The organism is Streptomyces sp. NPDC021224 (genome assembly GCF_044332905.1).
Classification (GTDB): domain Bacteria; phylum Actinomycetota; class Actinomycetes; order Streptomycetales; family Streptomycetaceae; genus Actinacidiphila.
Map to the genome: position 1 here is coordinate 78999 of NZ_JBIRPW010000019.1, position 17948 is coordinate 96946.

Annotated in this window: 18 protein-coding genes; 10 read left to right on the forward strand and 8 right to left on the reverse strand. The window is 74.5% G+C overall.

The genetic code is table 11. The features are described from left to right. Positions 1 to 22 precede the first annotated feature (22 nt). The 4 genes from ACH4PY_RS32160 (at position 23) to ACH4PY_RS32175 (ending at position 4938) form a co-directional block, all read left to right on the forward strand. The gene (locus tag ACH4PY_RS32160; RefSeq protein ID WP_398191115.1) at positions 23 to 1063 is read left to right on the forward strand and encodes an NlpC/P60 family protein; all 1041 of its coding nucleotides are present in this window, start codon (positions 23 to 25) and stop codon (positions 1061 to 1063) included. 36 nt (positions 1064 to 1099) lie between these two features. Continuing rightward, on the forward strand, positions 1100 to 2356 hold the full coding sequence (locus ACH4PY_RS32165) for a hypothetical protein (RefSeq protein ID WP_398191118.1): 1257 nt from the start codon (positions 1100 to 1102) through the stop codon (positions 2354 to 2356). Between the two features lie 109 nt (positions 2357 to 2465). Further along, positions 2466 to 3608: a M48 family metalloprotease gene (locus ACH4PY_RS32170; protein ID WP_398191121.1), complete on the forward strand. Its 1143-nt coding sequence runs from the start codon at positions 2466 to 2468 to the stop codon at positions 3606 to 3608. Positions 3609 to 3807: 199 nt separating this feature from the next. After that, positions 3808 to 4938 carry a glycosyltransferase family 4 protein gene (locus tag ACH4PY_RS32175; RefSeq protein ID WP_398191124.1) on the forward strand — a complete coding sequence of 377 codons (1131 nt, stop codon included), beginning with the start codon at positions 3808 to 3810 and terminating at the stop codon, positions 4936 to 4938. 56 nt (positions 4939 to 4994) lie between these two features. Here the strand turns inward: ACH4PY_RS32175 and ACH4PY_RS32180 are convergent, their stop codons facing one another. The 6 genes from ACH4PY_RS32180 to ACH4PY_RS32205 form a co-directional block, all read right to left on the reverse strand. Continuing rightward, a complete protein-coding gene (locus tag ACH4PY_RS32180; protein ID WP_398191127.1) occupies positions 4995 to 5741 on the reverse strand; it encodes an endonuclease/exonuclease/phosphatase family protein in 747 nt (248 codons plus the stop codon). A gap of 20 nt (positions 5742 to 5761) precedes the next feature. Next, positions 5762 to 6703 (reverse strand): ROK family glucokinase, encoded by a 942-nt coding sequence (locus ACH4PY_RS32185; protein ID WP_251493069.1) that lies wholly within the window; start codon positions 6701 to 6703, stop codon positions 5762 to 5764. A 54-nt stretch (positions 6704 to 6757) separates the two neighbouring features. After that, entirely contained in the window at positions 6758 to 7156 is a 399-nt protein-coding gene (locus tag ACH4PY_RS32190) for a DUF5304 family protein (RefSeq protein WP_398191131.1), read from the reverse strand. A gap of 115 nt (positions 7157 to 7271) precedes the next feature. Further along, on the reverse strand, positions 7272 to 8465 hold the full coding sequence (locus tag ACH4PY_RS32195) for an ArsA-related P-loop ATPase (protein WP_398191134.1): 1194 nt from the start codon (positions 8463 to 8465) through the stop codon (positions 7272 to 7274). Continuing rightward, a complete protein-coding gene (locus ACH4PY_RS32200; protein ID WP_398191137.1) occupies positions 8465 to 8971 on the reverse strand; it encodes an SRPBCC family protein in 507 nt (168 codons plus the stop codon). Before ACH4PY_RS32200 ends, ACH4PY_RS32195 begins: the two co-directional genes overlap by 1 nt. A gap of 100 nt (positions 8972 to 9071) precedes the next feature. Next, on the reverse strand, positions 9072 to 9833 hold the full coding sequence (locus tag ACH4PY_RS32205; protein WP_398191140.1) for a metallophosphoesterase: 762 nt from the start codon (positions 9831 to 9833) through the stop codon (positions 9072 to 9074). A gap of 233 nt (positions 9834 to 10066) precedes the next feature. Between ACH4PY_RS32205 and ACH4PY_RS32210 the strand changes: the two genes are divergently transcribed. Further along, complete coding sequence (locus ACH4PY_RS32210; RefSeq protein ID WP_398191143.1) at positions 10067 to 11863, forward strand: AMP-dependent synthetase/ligase; 1797 nt, start codon at positions 10067 to 10069, stop codon at positions 11861 to 11863. A gap of 12 nt (positions 11864 to 11875) precedes the next feature. Here ACH4PY_RS32210 and ACH4PY_RS32215 read toward each other — a convergent pair whose 3' ends face one another. Together ACH4PY_RS32215 and ACH4PY_RS32220 are read right to left on the reverse strand one after the other, a co-directional pair. Beyond that, positions 11876 to 12448 (reverse strand): hypothetical protein, encoded by a 573-nt coding sequence (locus tag ACH4PY_RS32215; RefSeq protein ID WP_398191146.1) that lies wholly within the window; start codon positions 12446 to 12448, stop codon positions 11876 to 11878. Next, a complete protein-coding gene (locus tag ACH4PY_RS32220; RefSeq protein WP_398191149.1) occupies positions 12441 to 13241 on the reverse strand; it encodes an alpha/beta hydrolase in 801 nt (266 codons plus the stop codon). Before ACH4PY_RS32220 ends, ACH4PY_RS32215 begins: the two co-directional genes overlap by 8 nt. A gap of 200 nt (positions 13242 to 13441) precedes the next feature. Between ACH4PY_RS32220 and ACH4PY_RS32225 the strand changes: the two genes are divergently transcribed. The 5 genes from ACH4PY_RS32225 (at position 13442) to ACH4PY_RS32245 (ending at position 17948) form a co-directional block, all read left to right on the forward strand. Continuing rightward, positions 13442 to 14161 (forward strand): lysophospholipid acyltransferase family protein, encoded by a 720-nt coding sequence (locus tag ACH4PY_RS32225; protein ID WP_398191152.1) that lies wholly within the window; start codon positions 13442 to 13444, stop codon positions 14159 to 14161. 63 nt (positions 14162 to 14224) lie between these two features. Further along, positions 14225 to 15400 (forward strand): MacS family sensor histidine kinase, encoded by a 1176-nt coding sequence (gene macS, locus ACH4PY_RS32230; RefSeq protein WP_398191155.1) that lies wholly within the window; start codon positions 14225 to 14227, stop codon positions 15398 to 15400. After that, complete coding sequence (locus ACH4PY_RS32235) at positions 15397 to 16113, forward strand: response regulator (protein ID WP_398191157.1); 717 nt, start codon at positions 15397 to 15399, stop codon at positions 16111 to 16113. Before macS ends, ACH4PY_RS32235 begins: the two co-directional genes overlap by 4 nt. A gap of 69 nt (positions 16114 to 16182) precedes the next feature. Then, positions 16183 to 17211 (forward strand): 6-phosphofructokinase, encoded by a 1029-nt coding sequence (locus tag ACH4PY_RS32240; protein ID WP_398191159.1) that lies wholly within the window; start codon positions 16183 to 16185, stop codon positions 17209 to 17211. 95 nt (positions 17212 to 17306) lie between these two features. Beyond that, on the forward strand, positions 17307 to 17948 hold the full coding sequence (locus tag ACH4PY_RS32245; RefSeq protein ID WP_398191162.1) for a uridine kinase: 642 nt from the start codon (positions 17307 to 17309) through the stop codon (positions 17946 to 17948).

Below are 17948 nucleotides of genomic sequence, written 5' to 3' on the forward strand. Positions count from 1 at the left end.
CGGATGACTACTGTCGGCTGCCGTGGCATCCCATCGACGCGTACCGCAGCCGGGCCCCGCCGCCCGCGCCACCCGCTTCACCGTGCTCACCGCCGCGGCCGCGGCCACCGCGGCGCTCACCGGCGGCGCCGCCCAGACCGCCGCCGCCGACCCGTCCGCGACGGCCGCCGGCACCACCGCCCGACTCGACCGGCTCTACCAGCAGGCCGAAGCGGCCACCCAGGCGTACGACGCCGCCACCGAGCGCACCGGGCAGCTGAACGCCGATCTCGCCACGCTCCAGCAGCGTGCCGCGCAGGGCCAGCAGCAGGTCAACGAACTCCGCACCGGCCTCGGCCTGATCGCCGCCGCGCAGTACCGCGGCGGCGCCATCGACCCCACCCTGGCGCTGCTCCTGTCCGACGACCCGCGCGGCTTCCTCGACCAGGCCGCGACGCTCAGCCGCCTCGGCGCCCGGCAGGCCGGCCGGCTGGACGAACTGCGCTCCGCCCAGCAGGCCCTGGACAGCCAGCGCGCCCAGGCCGCCGCCAAGGTCGCCGAACTCACCCAGGCCACCGCCGAACTGGCCCGCCGCAAGGCCGCCGTCCAGCACGACCTCGCCGAGGCCCAGCGGCTCCTGCACACCCTCCCCGCCGCCGAGCAGGCCCGCTACACCCCCGACCGCGCCTCCCGCTCCTTCCCGCCGCTGCCGCCCCTCGCCGACCTGCCCGCCGCCTCCGGCCGCGCCGCCCTCGCCGTGGCCGCCGCCCGCCAGGTCCTCGGCGCCCCCTACGTCTGGGGCGCGACCGGCCCGCACTCCTTCGACTGCTCGGGCCTGATGCAGTACTCCTACGCCCGCGCCGGGGTCTCCCTCCCGCGCACCTCCCAGGAGCAGGCGCACGCCGGCCGCCGCGTCCCGCTCTCCCAGGCCCGCCCCGGCGACCTCGTCATCTACCGCAACGACGCCAGCCACGTCGCGATGTACGTCGGCGGCGGCCGCGTCATCCACGCCCCCTACCCCGGCGCCCGGGTCCGCTACGACCCGGTGTCGATGATGCCCGTCACGGCCGTGGTGCGCCCGTAGGGCGAGCGGCGGGGCCCGGCCCCGTACGATCGCCCCATGACCGCGCCGCTCACGAGACGTTCCGCGATCGGCGTCCTGGCGGGCGCGGCCGCCGCGCTGACCGCCTGCACCGGCGGACACCCGGGCACGTCCGCGCAGCCGGCCGCCACCACCGACCCCGCGCTCCAGCAACTCCTCACCCGGCGCGCGACCGCCCTCCTGCACCGCGACCGGCGGGCCTTCCTCGCGGACGTCGACCCGCGCGCGACCCGCTACCGCGCCGCCCAGCAGCGGATGTTCGACGACATCGCCGACGTCCCGCTCGCCGCCTGGTCCTACCGCCTCGTCCGCACCGGCGCCTTCCCGCTGCCGCCCTCCGCCGACGCCTCCGGCACCGCGCGAACCGCCGCCGAGGTCGAGCTGGGCTACCGGCTGCGCGGCTACGACGCCCGGCCGGTCGTCGCCACCCAATACCTGACGTTCACCCGCCGCGACGGCCGCTGGTACGTGGCCGCCGACGACGACGGGACCTCGGCGGGCAAGCACACCGCCGTCCAGCTGTGGGACCAGGGCAAGGTCACGGTCGTGCGCGGGACGCACAGCCTCGTGCTGGGGCTCGTCGACACCGCCACCCTGCGCCGCTACGCCGCCGACGCCGACCGCGCCGTGCCGCAGGTGCAGCGGGCCTGGGGGAAGGCGGGCTGGCCCGGCAGCGTCGTCGTCGAGGCCCCGAAGACCCTCGACCAGCTCGGCGCGCTGCTCGCCGCGAACCCCGACGACTACCGCGACATCGCCGCCGTCACCACGGGCGAACTGGGCGGCAGCGCCGCCGCCCCCGCCGACCGGGTGCTCGTCAACCCCGCCGCCTTCGGCCGCCTGTCCGCCTTCGGCCGGCAGGTCGTGCTCACCCACGAGACCACCCACGTCGCGACCCGGCTCGCCACCACCTCCCACACCCCGCTGTGGCTCTCCGAAGGCTTCGCCGACTGGGTCGCCTACCGCGACACGGGCCGCACCGCCCCGCAGATCGCCCCCGAACTCGCCCAGGACGTCACCTCCGGCCACGTCCCCGCCGCCCTCCCGGCCAACGCCGACTTCCGCCCCACCGCGTCCGCGCTCCCGCAGGCGTACGAGGGCGGCTGGCTCGCCAACCGGCTCATCGCGGACCAGTGGTCCCCGGCGACGCTCACCGCCGTCTACCGCGCGGCCGGCACGGGCACCCCGCTGGACACCGTCCTCCAGGCACACCTGCACCTGAGCCTCGCCGCCTTCACCGCCCGCTGGCGCGCGTACGTCCGCCGGGAGCTGACGTGAGCGCGGGCGGGCGCCGCGGCGCCGGGGGAGACCGGGGTGCCCGGGGCGGACAGCCCGACCGGCGGGACGATGCCGCGACCGGCGGCCCGAGACACCAGGGGGACGCACGATGAACCGGCCGGAACCGCCGCCGGACACCCCGGCTGAGGAGGACTTCAGCCCCGAGCACGTCGCCCGCGCCCGCGCGCTGCGCCAAGGCGTGTGGCCCGTCGCCCTCGCCGGACGCGCCGCGAACCTCGCACTCCTCCTCACCCTCGGCCTCACCCCCGCAGGGGCCCGGCTCGTCGCCGCGTTCGGCGGCTCCTGGGCCGGGCGCACGGCGGGCGCCGCGGTCACCCTCGTCCTGCTGCCCCAGCTCCTCACCCTGCCCTTCGCCGCCCGCGGCCGCGTCGTACGGGCCCGCTTCGGCCTCGTCACCCAGAACTGGCGCGGCTGGGCCGCGGACCAGCTGCGCGGCCTGCTCATCTCGCTGCCGCTGCTCGCCGGGGCGCTCTTCGCGGTGTACGCGCTCGCGGGCGTCACCCGCTGGTGGTGGGCATGGGCCGCGCTCGGCGCCGCGGCCGTCACCGCCGTGCTCTCCTGGGCGGCGCCCGTCCTCTTCGAACCGCTCTTCAACCGCTTCACGCCCATGCCCGCGGGGCCGCTGCGGGACGCGCTGCTCGCACTCGCCGCGCGGGACGGCGTCGCCGTACGCGATGTGCTCGTCGCCGACGCGTCGCGCCGCACCACGGCGCTCAACGCGTACGTCTCCGGCTTCGGCCGGACACGGCGGATCGTCGCCTACGACACGCTCCTGACCACGGCGGAGCCGCGCGAGGTCGAACTCGTCGTGGCCCACGAACTCGGCCACGTCGTCCACCGCGACGTCGCCCGCGGCACCGCGCTCGGCGCGGTCGGGGCCGCGCTCGGGGTGGGCCTGCTCGCCCTCGTCGTGACCTGGTCCCCGCTGCTCGCCGCCGCGGGTGCCGGGCACTTCGCCGATCCGCGGTCCGCGTGGCTCCTCGCGGCCGCCGCCGCGACCGGCGGCGCCCTCGCCGGGCCCTTCGGCTGCGCGCTCTCCCGCCGGGTGGAGCGGCGCGCGGACCGGCACGCGCTCGCCCTCACGGGGGACGCGGCCGGGTTCATCGCCATGCAGTGCCGCCTCACGGCGGTGAACGTCGCGGAGCCGTCGCCCCCGCGCCTCCTCCACCTCCTCTGGGGTACGCACCCCACGCCCGCGTCCCGCATCGCCCTCGCCCGCGCCACCCCCTGACGGGGGTCACCTCGACGCCGCGGGCTGCGTGGTGCGGTTCGCCGCGCGACCTTCTGCCGGTGCGGGCTGAGCGCGCAGTTCCCCGCGCCCCTGAGAACGAGAACTCTCCCCCGCGCACCCCCCGTCGGCGGAGGAGCGCGCGGCGAACCGCAAGAGGCAGCCCGAGGCGGAAGCCCCCGCGGAGGTAGGGTCGGGCGGGATGGAGAAGACCCTGATCGTCACCAATGACTTTCCGCCGCGGCAGGGCGGGATCCAGTCGTTCGTGCACAGCATGGCCCTGCGGCTCGACCCGGCGAAGGTCGTCGTCTACGCCTCGACGTGGCGCGACGGCACGGAAGTCGCCCGGTTCGACGCCGAACAGCCCTTTCCCGTGGTGCGGGACCGCACCAAGATGCTGCTCCCGACGCCCCGCGTCACCCGCACCGCCGTCAAGCTGCTGCAGGCGCACGGCTGCTCGTCCGTGTGGTTCGGCGCCGCGGCCCCGCTGGGCCTGATGGCCCCGGCGCTGCGGAAGGCGGGAGCGTCCCGCCTCGTCGGCACGACGCACGGCCACGAGGCGGCCTGGGCCCAACTGCCGGGCAGCCGCGCGCTGCTGCGCCGTATCGGCGAGGGCACCGACGCGCTCACGTACCTCGGCGAGTACACGAGGTCGCGGATCGCCTCCGCGCTCACCGAGCGGGCGGCGGCGCGCATGGTGCACCTGCCGCCGGGGGTGAACGAGAAGACGTTCCACCCGGGTTCGGGCGGCGCGGTGGTGCGGGCGCGGCTGGGGCTCACGGACCGGCCGGTGGTGGTGTGCGTGTCGCGGCTGGTGCCGCGCAAGGGCCAGGACACCCTGATCCTCGCGCTGCCGCGCATCCTGCGGGACCAGCCGGACGCCGTGCTGCTGATCGTGGGCGGCGGCCCGTACCGCGGCGAGCTGGAGACGCTCGCGGAGCGGACGGGCGTCGCGGGCGCGGTGCGCTTCACCGGGCCGGTGCCGGAGGCGGAGCTGCCCGCGCACTTCGGCGCGGGCGACGTCTTCGCGATGCCGTGCCGGACCCGGCGGGGCGGCCTGGACGTGGAGGGGCTCGGGATCGTCTACCTGGAGGCGTCGGCGACCGGGCTGCCGGTCGTGGCGGGCGACTCGGGCGGGGCCCCCGACGCGGTGCTGCCCGGCGAGACCGGGTGGGTGGTGCCCGGCGGTTCCCCGGAGCTGGCGGCCGAACGCATCCTGGCGCTGCTCAGGGACGCGGACCTGCGCCGCACGATGGGCGAGCGGGGCCGGGCGTGGGTGCACGAGGCCTGGCGCTGGGACCTGCTGGCGGACCGTCTGCGCGATCTGCTCTGAGGGGCCGGGCCCGCGGGCCGGTGCGACGTGCTCACCGGCCCCGCGGAGACCGGGCCTCAGGCCCGCGGCACGCGCAGCGCGGCGAGCACCGGCAGGTGGTCGGTCGCCGCGTGCAGGTCCGCGTGCGTGACGCCCGGGACGGAGTGCGGGACCCCGCACCCGAGCACCTGCACCGGCTTGGTCGTGAAGATCGCGTCGATCCGCTGGTAGGGCGGCCGGACGTTGGTGACCTCGCCGCCCCAGGGGGCGACGGCGAAGGCGTCCTGGAGCTCCGCCGCGATCCGGGCGAAGCCCGCCCGCTCGGGCGGCTCGTTGAAGTCGCCGCCGACGACGACGTTCGGCTCGCCCGTCGCGGCGACGCGCTCCAGCAGCAGGCCCGCCTGCTCGTGCCGTTCGACGGGGTCGAGGCTCAGGTGCGTGCTGACGGCGGCGATCCGCGCGCCGCCGATCCGCAGCACCGCGGTGGCGAAACCGCGCTGGTGCAGCGGCGGGTTGTGCGGCAGCAGCACGTCCTCGGTGTGCTCGACGTGCGCGCGCAGGGACGACAGGATCATCGGCCCCGCGGCTGTCGCGCCCCCGGTCACGTGCACCAGACCGGTCGTACGGGCCAGGCGGGCCGCGGCCTTGCGCCACCGGAAGAACCGCGGGGCCTCCTGGACGAGGACGAGGTCGGGGGCGCAGGCACGGATCACCCGGGCCAGCGCCGCCGTGTCGTCCCGCATCGAACGGACGTTGTAGCTGAGCACGCGGACGATCGCCGAGTCGTGCTCGGTGGCGGAACTCGGCAGATCTTCCACGGTCATGTGATCAACCTAGCCCAGTCTCAGCCCTGCCGTGCGAGGTCGGCGGCGCCGACCAGCCCGGCCTTGCCGCCGAGTTGCGCGGCGAGCACCTGGGCGTGCGGACGCCATTCGCCGCCGATGAGCCAGCGCCGGAAGGACTTGCGGATCGGGTCGAGGACGAGTTCGCCCTCGTCCGACACTCCGCCGCCGACGATGAAGGCCGACGGGTCGAAGAGCGAGGCCAGGTCGGCCAGGCCCGCGCCCGCCCAGCGGGCCAGCTCGCGGAAGGAGTCGACGGCGACCGGGTCGCCCTGCCGGGCGGCGGCGCTGATGTGCCGGCCCTCGATGCCGTCCACGGTGCCGTCGCCCAGCGCGAGCAGGGCCTCGGCGTTCTCCGGGGTGGCGTTGGCGCGCTGCTTGGCGTAGCGGACGAGCGCGCGGCCCGACGCGTACTGCTCCCAGCAGCCCTGGCTGCCGCAGCCGCACAGCAGCCCGTCCGGCACCACGCGGATGTGGCCGAACTCGGCGGCGACGCCGAACCGGCCACGGCGCAGCTTGTTGCCGATGATGATGCCGCCGCCCAGGCCCGTGCCGAGCGTGATGCAGATCACGTCGGAGTGGCCCTGTCCCGCGCCGAAGCGGTACTCGCCCCACGCGGCCGCGTTCGCGTCGTTCTCCACGACGACGGGGAGCCCGACGCGCTGCTCGACCTTGTCCTTGAGTGCTTCGTGCCGCCAGTTGATGTTGGGCGCGAAGAGCACGGTGGCGCGCTTGTCGTCGACGTAACCGGCGGCACCGATGCCGACGGCCTCGATCGTGTGACCGGTGCTGACCTGGCGTACCGCCTCGACGATCGCGTCGACGACGCCTTCGGGAGTCGGCGGCGTCGGCACCTTCACGGTCTCAAGGATCGAGCCTTCCTCGTCGACCACGCCGGCCGCGATCTTGGTGCCGCCGATGTCGACGCCGATGGTGAGTCCCATGTGTCCCTCAGTTTTCGGTCGTTCCCCGCTAAGAGAACCGTACCGGAGAGGGGGTCAGTCGAGGTCGATGTGTTCAGCGGTTGAACGCGCGGACCCCTCGCCGGACGTCCAGCGGGATTCCGCTCCGGCCACCGCGGACCGGTATGCCGCCAGCAGTTCGGCCCCTGCGGCCGCGAGGTGGTCGAAGACGTCGGGATTCCGCTCCTTGATGGGTTCGACAACAGAACGCACTTGGGAGAGCATCCCCTGCGCCGCGACCTGCACCGCGGGGTTGCGCAGCGCGGCCAGCCGCTCACCCACCGCGTCGCCGACCGCCTCGGCGAGACGCCGCAGTTCCTCCGCCGCGCTGCCCTGGCCCGCCTCCGTGCGGCGCCGGGCGTGCTCGGCCGCGATGTCCTCGGCGCTGGCCTTCGCCCACGCGTCGGGGTCCGGTCGGTCGGTGGCTTCGCTCATGACGGTCTCCCAACGGGGCGCCGCGCTCGGGCCGCCTCCCTTCTCGACGGTACCCGAACGCCCGCCCGGACGGCCGGTGTCGGCACCGCCCTCCGGACGGCGGCGCGATCCGCGGTCAGCGCGGCCAGAGTCCCGGGTCGGGCGTGAAGCGCACCCGCAGCACACCGTCCCGCAGCGCCGCGCCCTGTACGGTGCAGCGCCGCAGCGCGGACGGCAGCGGCAGGATGCGGCGGAAGCCCTCGGCGTCGACGACGAGTTCGTCCCCGCGCCGGACGAGGTCCAGGCCGTCCTTGCCCGCACCCGGCAGCGGCAGAGACCACTCCAGGTACCCGTCCTCGGCGAGCCGGTCGACGACGGTCCAGGGGTCGCGGTAGCCGCCGACATCCGCCTTGTAAGGGCGGCGCTCTTCCGCCGAGGCCCGCTCGGCGTACGGCACCGCCAGCGCCTCCTCCGGCAGCTCCGCCTCCCGGCCCAGGTGCGGCAGTTCGTGCAGCGGCGTGCCGTCGGCCTCGCAGGCCTGCGCGAAGGCCTTGACGCGGTCGTGCTCGGCTGCCGCGAGGGCGGCCGTGAAGGGGTCGGCGGCGGCCGCGGGCAGCAGCCGGTTGACGGCCACCGTCGCAGGGCCGAGGCCGTGCAGGGCCAGGCCGGTGCGGGCCGTGCGCAGCGCTTCGGCGCCGTGGCCGGAGGGCTCGACGACCACCGTGACGGACGTGCCCGGCGCGTCGATGACGGCCTGGACGGCGGAGAGTTCGCGGTCCGCGCGGGCCGCGGCGTCGTACGCCCACTCCGCGGGCATCGGCACCCCCGCGAGCTGGGCCAGTACCGGGCGCAGGGCGCGGGCGGCCTGCCGGTCGGCGGGCAGCAGCCGGGCGAGGTAGCGGCGCAGCTGGCCGGGCAGCGCGAGCAGCGTCACGGCTTCCCGTACCGGCGGCAGGTCGACGACGACGAGCCCCCACCCCGCGTCCTGCGCCGCCCGTACGGCCCGCAGCAGCGCGAGCGCCTCCGCGCCGGGCAGCGGCGTCAGCTCCTCCGGGTCCAGCGGCGCGGCGCCGAGCAGCGCGAGCAGGGTGCCGCCGCGGGACTGGAGGTCGAGCAGCGCGTCCTGGAAGGCGCCGCCGGGGTCGGTGCGGCGTACCGTCAGGCCGGGCACCGCGTCGTCGAGGGCCGCGGCCGCGGTGCGGTCGCCGGTCAGCAGCAGCGTGCGGGTCCCGCCGCGGGCGGCCGCGGCGGCGGTGGCGGCGGCGACCGTGGTGCGGCCGGCTCCTCCGCCGCCGGTGACCAGCAGGGTGCGTACGGTGTCCGCGGGCATCAGCCCGCGGTCTCGGCGCCGGAGGCACCGGCGGAACCGGCGGCACCGGCCGCGGAGTCCTCGGGCCCGCCCGACTCGACGCGCTTCTTCAGCCCGGCCAGCGCCCGGTCGATGATGACCTTCTCGGCCTTGCGCTTGATCATGCCCAGCATGGGGATCTTGACGTCCACGGTGAGCTGGTAGGTGACCTCGGTGCGGCGGCCGCCGTCGAGCGGCACGAGCGCGTAGGAGCCGTCGAGGGTGCGCAGCATCTGCGACTTGACCAGCGACCAGTGCACCTCGTCGGCGCTCACCCAGGTGTAGGCGAGGGTGTGGTCGTCCCTGATGGCGCCCGCGTCGAGCAGTAGCCGCACCTGCTCGGCGCGCCCTTCCGCGTCCCGCGCGAGGACCTGGGCCTCCTTGACCTCGCCCGTCCACTCCGGGTAGCGGTCGAAGTCGGCGATGACGCCCATGACAGCGGCCGGGGCCGCCTCGATCGTGATGCTCGACCGTGTGTGTTCCGCCATCGCCGTGGCCCTCCAGGACTACTGGTGCAGGATGCCCCCGAAGGCTACCGCGCCCAGGTGGGAGCGGGCCGCGTGCGCCGCCCCGGCCGCGGGGGCCGCCTCACCATTCCAGGACCCACGGCTTACGGGTGTGGTTGAAGTGGCCGACGTTGATGCATTCGGTACGGCCGATCCGGGTGCGGGCCAGCAGCGGCTGGTGGACGTGGCCGAAGAGCGCGTACTTCGGCTGCACGCTGCGCACCGCGTCCAGCAGCGCCTCGCTGCCGCGCTCGAAGCGGCGCGCCACCGTGTCGTAGCACAGCTCGGGCAGCGCGGGCGGGATGTGCGAGCACAGCACGTCCACCGTGCCGAGCGCGGCGACCTTGGCGGCGTACTCCTCCTCGCCGATCTCGTACGGGGTGCGCATCGAGGTGCGCAGGCCGCCGCCGACGAAGCCGAAGACCAGGCCGCCCAGCTCCACCGTGGCGCCGTCCAGCACGGTCGTGCCGGGACCGGCGTACTCCGGCCACAGGCCGGGGATGTCGACGTTGCCGTACGTGGCGTAGGTCGGGGTGGGGAAGGCGGCGAAGAGTTCGGCGTACTGCTTGCGCACCGCGCTCTCGATCGCGGCCCGGCGGTCGATGCCCGCCCACAGCTGCGCGTCCAGCAGCCGTGCCTCGTCGAAGCGGCGGGCGGTGCGCAGCTCCACCATGCGGTCGGCGTTCTCGACGCCGAACAGGTCGGGGAAGATGCCCCGCGCGTGGTCGGCGTAGTCGAGGAAGAGGATCAGGTCGCCGAGGCACACCAGCGCGTCCGCGCCCTGTCCTGCCTGGGCCAGCGCCTGCGTCGCGCCATGGACGTCGCTCACCACATGCACCCGCATGACCTCACCTTATAGCGCCGCGCCGCGCGTCCCCAGACCACCGTCCACCTGCGGATCCGCAAGCGGCTGGACTACTCTTCCGGCGTCGGCCCACCCGCGCCGGCCGGCGCGTGTGACGCTGGGAACATCTCCCGTGCGCCCCCTACCGCCGGAGCTTTACCGATGGGTAACGTCCAGTAGGTCCCCCCGCCTTCCCTCCGGGTGCGCCGTGGCACCGATGAGGAGCAGCCGCCTTGCGTGAGTTCAGCCTTCCGGCCCTGTACGAGGTCCCCGCCGACGGCAACCTGACGGATCTGATCCGCCGCAACGCCGCCCAGCACCCGGACACACCCGTCCTCGGCCGCAAGGATCCGGCCGGCCACTGGCAGGACGTCACCGCGAGCACCTTCCTCGCCGAGGTGCGGTCCGCCGCCCGCGGCCTGGTCGCCGAGGGCGTGCAGCCCGGCGACCGGGTCGCCCTGATGTCCCGCACCCGCTACGAGTGGACGCTGCTGGACTTCGCGGTGTGGAGCGCGGGCGCGGTCACCGTGCCCGTCTACGAGACGTCCTCGCCCGAGCAGATCGAGTGGATCCTCGCCGACTCCGGGGCGGTCGCCGTCGTCGTCGAGTCGGACGCGCACGAGCGGGCCGTGGAGTCCGTACGGGAGCGGCTGCCGCTGCTCAAGCACGTGTGGCGGATCGACACCGGCGCCGTGGAGGCGCTCGCGGCCGCGGGCACCGGGGTCTCCGACGCCGTCCTGGACGAGCGCGGCGCCGCCGCCAACGCCGACTCGCCCGCGACCATCGTCTACACCTCCGGCACCACCGGCCGCCCCAAGGGCTGCGTGCTCAGCCACCGCAGCTTCTTCGCCGAGTGCGGCAACGTCCTGGAGCGCCTCGCCCCGCTCTTCCGCACCGGCGAGTCCTCGATCCTGCTCTTCCTGCCGCTCGCGCACGTGCTGGGGCGGCTCGCCGAGGTCGCCAGCGTCATGGCGCCGATCCGGCTCGGCCACGTCCCCGACGTCAAGAACCTCACCGACGACCTCCAGGGCTTCCGGCCCACCCTGATCCTCGGGGTGCCGCGGGTCTTCGAGAAGGTCTACAACACCGCCCGCGCCACCGCGCAGGCCGGCGGCAAGGGGAAGATCTTCGACCGGGCCGCCGCCACCGCCGTCGCCTACAGCCGCGCCCTGGACACCCCGGCCGGCCCGTCGCTGAAGCTGCGGATGACGCACAGGCTCTTCGACCGGCTCGTCTACGCCAAGCTGCGCGCGGTGCTCGGCGGCCGGGCCACCCACGCCATCTCCGGCGGTGCCCCGCTCGGCGAGCGGCTCGGCCACTTCTACCGCGGCATCGGCTTCACCGTGCTGGAGGGCTACGGCCTGACCGAGTCCTGCGCGGCCACCGCCTTCAACCCGTGGGACCGCCCCAGGATGGGCACCGTCGGCCAGCCGCTGCCCGGCTCCACCATCCGCATCTCCGACGACGGCGAGGTGCTGCTGTACGGCGAGCACCTCTTCACCGGGTACTGGAACAACGAGCCGGCCACCGTCGAGGCGATCGGCGACGGCTGGTTCCACACCGGCGACATCGGCACCCTCGACGAGGACGGCTACCTCACGATCACCGGCCGCAAGAAGGAGATCATCGTCACCGCGGGCGGCAAGAACGTCGCCCCCGCGGTGATCGAGGACCGGATCCGGGCGCACGCGCTCGTCGCCGAGTGCATGGTCGTCGGCGACGGCCGCCCCTTCGTCGGCGCGCTCGTCACGCTCGACGAGGAGTTCCTGCCGCGCTGGGCCGAGCAGCACGGCAAGGCGGGCCGCACGGTCGCCGAACTCGCCGACGACCCGGATCTGCTGGCCGCCGTGCAGCAGGCCGTCGACGAGGGCAACGCGGCGGTCTCGCGCGCCGAGTCGGTGCGCAAGTTCCGCATCCTGCCGGGGCAGTTCACCGAGGAGTCCGGGCACCTCACCCCGTCGCTGAAGCTCAAGCGCTCGGTGGTGCTCGCCGACTACGCGGCCGAGGTCGAGGCGCTGTACACCCGCTGAGCCCCGCGGGGCTCAGACGACCGCGCCGCGCCCCGGGTCGTCGTCCTCGTCCTCACCGGTGCGCATCCGCGCCACCAGCGTCGCGAAGCCGCCGAGGAAGCCGCCGACGCCCACCGTCGCCGCCCACCAGGTCATCTCGATCTGGAAGAGCACGAACGCGAGCAGCAGCAGCGGCCCGCCCAGCACCGCGATCCAGGCGAACTTCGTCGTGACGTCCGCCTCCGGCAGCGGCGGCGGCTCGGGCGGCACGTAGTGCGCGTCCTCCTCGTCGTCGGCCAGCTCGTAGTCGCGCGGCCCGCGGATCACCGGGTGGATCACGATCGTCCGGTCGGACGGCGGCGGCACGGTGCTCACCGCCGCCGGGTCGGCCGGGTCGGGACCCGGCTCGGGCTCGGCGTCCGCGGCGGCGGCCGCCTTCGCCGGGGACACGTTCTCCGCCTCCGGCCAGGCCACGGTGCCGGGCTCCGGCTCCTCGTCGTAGCCCGCGACGAGCGCGGCCCAGACCGCCTCCTCGTCCAGCGGGGTGTCCGGGCGCGGCGGCTCCTCCTCGTGCGGAGCGGTGCCCTCGTCCTCGCGGTCAGCCACCGGCCGTGCCCTCCTTCAGCGTGTCGCCCGCCCCGTCCGCGGCCCGCGGCGCGGTGAGGCGCTCGACGAAGGCGTACGACTCCGCGAAGATCCGCTCGGCGTCGTTGTCCAGGGTGGCGACGTGGAAGCTGTTCTCCAGGACGATCTCCGTCACGTCCGTGGACGACACCGAGTGCAGCACGACCGCCGAGTTCGACGGATCCACCACATGGTCCACCCGGCTGTGCAGGAGCAGCAGCGGCTGCGTCACCTGCGGCAGCCCGGCCCGCGCCACCGGCCACAGCTGGTTCATGGCGTGCACCCCGTTCAGCGGGGCGCGCCCGTAGCCCGTCTCGGTGACACCCTCGCGCGCGATGTCGCTCGCGATGCCCTTGACCGACGGCACGACGTGCCGCAGCACCGCCGCCGCCCGCAGCTTCGGGCTGTCCGCCTTCACCGACGGGTTGACCAGCACCAGCCCGCTGATCGCCGTCCCGTGCTTGGCCGCGAGCCGCAGCGCGAGCGTGCCGCCCATCGACAGCCCGCCGACGAAGACCCGCGAGCAGCGGTCGCCCAGCGCGAGCAGCTCGCGCTCCACCTCGGCGTACCAGTCCTGCCAGCCGGTCATCGCCATGTCCTGCCACCGGGTGCCGTGCCCCGGCAGCAGCGGCACCGACACCGTCAGGCCGCGGTCGGCCAGATACCCGGCCCACGGGCGCAGCGACTGCGGCGTGCCGGTGAAACCGTGACAGAGCAGCACGCCGGTCCCTCCGCCGTCATGGCGGTACGGTTCGGCTCCTGGCAGCAGCGGCACCGCTGGGCTCCTGTTCTGAAGGGTCCGAGGGTGTTTCCGGGGGCTCCGCGGGCGTGAAACCGCGAACCCGGGTACACGAGGTACACGGAGGTCGGATGTTCAGCGTACGCGGCTGCGATACCTGGCGGTAAGCCCCGTCAGGGCCAGCCGTACCCGCCCCGTGGCGCTAAGGTCGGTGCGACGGCTACAGGAGGTCCGGGTTGTTCTACGGCGCGATGAAGATCGCCATCGGTTCGCCGCTCAAGGCGGCCTTCCGGCCCTGGGTCGAGGGCCTGGAGCACATCCCCGCCGAGGGTCCCGCGATCCTCGCGAGCAACCACCTGTCCTTCTCGGACTCCTTCTTCCTGCCCGCGGTGCTCGACCGCAAGGTCACCTTCATCGCGAAGGAGGAGTACTTCAACTCACCGGGCGTCAAGGGCAAGCTGACCGCCGCCTTCTTCAAGGGGGTCGGCCAGCTCCCCGTCGACCGCTCCGGCGCCCGCGGCGCGGGTGAGGCCGCCGTCAAGAGCGGCGTCGCCGTCCTGGCCCGCGGCGAGCTGTTCGGCATCTACCCCGAGGGCACGCGCTCCCCGGACGGCCGCCTGTACCGGGGCAAGCCCGGCGGCCTCGCCCGCGTCGCGCTGGCCAGCGGGGCGCCGGTCATCCCGGTGGCGATGATCGACACGGAGAAGGTGCAGCCGGTCGGGAAGGTCGTCCCGAAGCTCTCGATCCGGCCCGGGATCCGGATCGGCAAGCCGCTGGACTTCTCCCGCTACGCGGGGATGGAGGCCGACCGCTTCATCCTGCGGTCGATCACGGACGAGGTCATGTACGAGATCATGAAGCTGTCCGGCCAGGAGTACGTGGACATCTACGCGACGGCGGCCAAACGACTCCTCGCCGAGTCCGCGAAGTCCGCCGCCGCTCCGCCCACCGCGTAGGGCCCGCGCCTCCGGAAAACGCGCGCCCGGCACGGGCTAGGCTCGCCCCCCGAGGGGGGAGACATGCGCATGTCGGTGGAGGGCCCGCTGTGGCGGGCCCTGGTGGCGTACCGGGTGCTGACGTGCGCGTACGCGATCGCCGTCTTCGTCTACGCCTACGACGACCTGAAGCACCCGCTCATCGGCGGGATCTACCTGGGCGTCCTGGGGGTGTGGACCCTGTCCACGCTCGGCCGGGTGCGTTCGGCCGAGCGCTGCACGCGCGGCTTCCTCGCGATCGACCTCACGCTCGCGCTGCTCGGGATACTCCTCACGACGGTCGTGGACACCCACGCCCGTATCGAGGAGGGCGCGTTCACGCTGCCGTCGATCTGGACGGCCGGGTCGGTGCTGGCCTTCGCGGTCAAGGGCGGGTGGCGGTGGGCGGCGGTGGCGTCCTCGCTGGTGGCGGTCGCGGACCTGGTGGAGCGGGGCAGCGGCGCCGGGCGGGACACGCTGCGCAACGTCCTGCTGGTGTGGGTCGCGAGCATCGGCATCGGCTACGTCGTCGAGGTTGCCCGGATCAGTGAGCGCACGCTCGCGCGGGCGCTGCAGATCGAGGCGGCCACCCGGGAGCGGGAACGGCTCGCGCGGGACATCCACGACGGGGTGCTCCAGGTGCTGGCGATGGTGCAGCGGCGCGGTGACCAGGCCGGGGGAGAGGCCGCGGAGCTGGGCCGGATGGCGGGCGAGCAGGAGGTGGCGCTGCGCGGTCTGATCAGCGGCGCGCCGGTGCCCGCGCCGCGCGCCGGGGAGGAGCCCGCGGGACCCCCGGGACCCGCGGACCTGCGGGCGCTGCTCGCGCCGTACGCGTCGGCCCGGGTGACGCTGTCGGCGCCGGGCACCCCTGTCACGGTGGAGCCGGCGGCGGGCGCGGAGCTGGCGGCGGCGGTGGGGGCGGCGCTGGACAACGTGGCGGTGCACGCCGGGGACGGGGCGCGGGCGTGGATCCTGGTGGAGGACGAGCCGGACGCGCTGCTGGTGACCGTGCGGGACGACGGGCCCGGCATCCCCGAGGGGCGGCTCGACGCGGCCGCGGCGGAGGGTCGGCTCGGGGCGGCCCAGTCGATCCGCGGCCGGCTGCGGGACCTGGGCGGCAGCGCGCAGTGGCTGTCGCTGCCCGGCGAGGGCACCGAGGTGGAGCTGCGGCTGCCGAAGGCGCGGCAGAAGGCCGGTACGAGCGGAGGGGGAACGGGATGACGGCCGAGGACGGGGCGGCGCGGCAGCCGCAGGTCACGGTGATGGTGGTGGACGACCACCCGATGTGGCGGGACGCGGTGGCCCGCGACCTGGGCGAGGCGGGCTTCCGGGTGGTGGCGACCGCGGGCGACGGGCCCGAGGCGATCCGCCGGGCGCGGGCCGCCCGCCCGCAGGTGCTGGTGCTGGACCTCAACCTGCCGGGCGCGTCCGGCGTGCGGGTCTGCAAGGAGGTCCTCGCGGTCGATCCGGCGGTGCGGGTGCTGGTGCTGTCGGCGAGCGGCGAGCACACGGACGTACTGGAAGCGGTCAAATCCGGGGCGACCGGCTATCTGCTCAAGTCGGCCGGGCGGGAGGAGCTGGTGGACGCCGTGCGCAGGACGGCGGTGGGCGACCCGGTCTTCACTCCCGGCCTGGCCGGGCTGGTGCTGGGCGAGTACCGGCGGCTGGCCACCGATCCGCCGCCGGCCGCGGCGGACGGCCCCGCGGCGCCCCGGCTGACCGAGCGTGAGACGGAGGTGCTGCGGCTGGTCGCGAAGGGGCTGAGCTACAAGCAGATCGCCGCCCGCCTGGTCATATCGCACCGAACGGTGCAGAACCATGTCCAGAACACCCTCGGAAAGCTCCAGTTGCACAACCGTGTGGAGCTTGTCCGGTATGCGATCGAAGCCGGGCTCGACGACGATCGGGAGACTTGCACGGACGGCGACATGTGACCCAAGTCACGCTAGCTTGGCGGGAGTTGCACTTCCGGCACAGCTGGCCTGCGACGAAGGGAAAAGTCCATGCGAGTCGGAGTCCTGACCGGCGGCGGAGACTGCCCCGGCCTCAATGCGGTCATCCGCGGCATCGTACGCAAAGGCGTCCAGGAATACGGTTACGAGTTCACCGGCTTCCGAGACGGCTGGCGCGGCCCCCTGGAGGGGGACACCGTACGGCTCGACATCCCGGCCGTCCGCGGCATACTCCCGCGCGGCGGCACCATACTCGGCTCCTCGCGCACCAACCCGCTCAAGGTCGAGGGCGGGGAGCGCCGGGTCCTGGAGACACTGGCGGCGGAGGGCGTGGACGCGCTCGTCGTCATCGGCGGCGAGGACACCCTCGGGGTCGCCGCCCGACTGCATGCCGATACCGGGCTGAAGGTCGTCGGCGTGCCCAAGACCATCGACAACGACCTGTCGGCCACCGACTACACCTTCGGCTTCGACACCGCCGTCAACATCGCCACCGAGGCCATCGACCGGCTGCACACCACCGCGGAGTCGCACATGCGGGTCCTGGTGGTCGAGGTCATGGGGCGGCACGCGGGCTGGATCGCGCTGCACTCCGGCCTGGCCGGGGGCGCCAACGCGATCCTCATCCCCGAGCACCGCTTCGACCTCGACCAGGTGTGCGGCTGGGTGGAGAGCCGCTTCAAGATCCGCTACGCGCCCATCGTGGTCGTCGCCGAGGGCGCCATGCCGCGCGACGGCGACATGGTCCTCAAGGACGGCACCCTCGACTCCTTCGGGCACGTACGGCTCTCCGGCATCGGCGAGTGGCTCGCCGCCCAGATCGAGAAGCGCACCGGGAAGGAGGCCAGGACGACGGTTCTCGGCCACGTCCAGCGCGGCGGCACCCCCAGTGCCTTCGACCGCTGGCTCGCCACCCGCTTCGGACTGCACGCCGTGGAAGCCGTCCGGGACGGCGACTTCGGGACGATGGTCGCGCTGCGCGCCACCGACATCGTGCGGGTCCCGATCGGCGACGCGACCGCCCGGATCAAGACCGTCGAACCCGCCCTCTACGCCGAGGCGGGCGTGTTCTTCGGCTGACCTTGCCGCGGACGACACCTCTGATTTATCTTCCCTGCACCCGGCTAGTTCCGGCCGCTTCGTTCCCCCCTTTGAGCACATGAGGAGCGCCCGGTATGACGGGTGTGGCGAGCGGGCTCTTGACGCCCGTACTGGCGGTCGCAGGCGGCACCGCATCCGGCAAGTCCACCCTTGCCGAGGCGTTGGCGCGGCACCACCCCGACAGCGTCGGCCTGATCCATCTCGACGACTTCTACGTTCCCGCGCACGATCCCCGGCGCGGGGTCCGGACGCTCAGCGCCACCGGCGCCGAGACGCTGGACTGGAACCATCCGGGGTCCATCGACGAGGACGCGGCCGCGGCCGCCCTCGACACCGCCACGGGGTCCGGGCGGTACCGCCTGCTCGTGGTCGAGGGCCTGTTCGCGCTCACCCTGCCAGCGGTGGCCGCCCGTGCCGCCTGGCGCGTCTACGTGGACACGCCCGACGACATCCGGCTGGCCCGGAAGATCCTGCGCAAGATCGAGGTCCAGCGGCAGGACCCCCGGGTGTCGCTGCTCAACTACCTGACCACCGGCCGGGAGCGGCACCACGCGCACGTGGCGCCGTCCCGCATGCTCGCCGACCTGGTGGTGGACGGCACCGGCGACGAGTACGCGATGATCGCCGAGGTGCTGACCCTCATCGGCCCGGTGCTGGCCGAGCCGGTGCTCGCCGACTCGGCCGTGGACGCCAGCTGCTACCGGGAGACGGCCTGA

Coding starts and splice junctions, on each gene's coding strand:
- ACH4PY_RS32165 (WP_398191118.1), top strand. CDS start 1,100: ATGACCGCGCCGCTCACGAGACGTTCCGCGATCGGCGTCCTGGCGGGC.
- ACH4PY_RS32170 (WP_398191121.1), top strand. CDS start 2,466: ATGAACCGGCCGGAACCGCCGCCGGACACCCCGGCTGAGGAGGACTTC.
- ACH4PY_RS32175 (WP_398191124.1), top strand. CDS start 3,808: ATGGAGAAGACCCTGATCGTCACCAATGACTTTCCGCCGCGGCAGGGC.
- ACH4PY_RS32180 (WP_398191127.1), bottom strand. CDS start 5,741: ATGACCGTGGAAGATCTGCCGAGTTCCGCCACCGAGCACGACTCGGCG.
- ACH4PY_RS32185 (WP_251493069.1), bottom strand. CDS start 6,703: ATGGGACTCACCATCGGCGTCGACATCGGCGGCACCAAGATCGCGGCC.
- ACH4PY_RS32190 (WP_398191131.1), bottom strand. CDS start 7,156: ATGAGCGAAGCCACCGACCGACCGGACCCCGACGCGTGGGCGAAGGCC.
- ACH4PY_RS32195 (WP_398191134.1), bottom strand. CDS start 8,465: ATGCCCGCGGACACCGTACGCACCCTGCTGGTCACCGGCGGCGGAGGA.
- ACH4PY_RS32200 (WP_398191137.1), bottom strand. CDS start 8,971: ATGGCGGAACACACACGGTCGAGCATCACGATCGAGGCGGCCCCGGCC.
- ACH4PY_RS32205 (WP_398191140.1), bottom strand. CDS start 9,833: ATGCGGGTGCATGTGGTGAGCGACGTCCATGGCGCGACGCAGGCGCTG.
- macS (WP_398191155.1), top strand. CDS start 14,225: ATGCGCATGTCGGTGGAGGGCCCGCTGTGGCGGGCCCTGGTGGCGTAC.
- ACH4PY_RS32235 (WP_398191157.1), top strand. CDS start 15,397: ATGACGGCCGAGGACGGGGCGGCGCGGCAGCCGCAGGTCACGGTGATG.
- ACH4PY_RS32240 (WP_398191159.1), top strand. CDS start 16,183: ATGCGAGTCGGAGTCCTGACCGGCGGCGGAGACTGCCCCGGCCTCAAT.
- ACH4PY_RS32245 (WP_398191162.1), top strand. CDS start 17,307: ATGACGGGTGTGGCGAGCGGGCTCTTGACGCCCGTACTGGCGGTCGCA.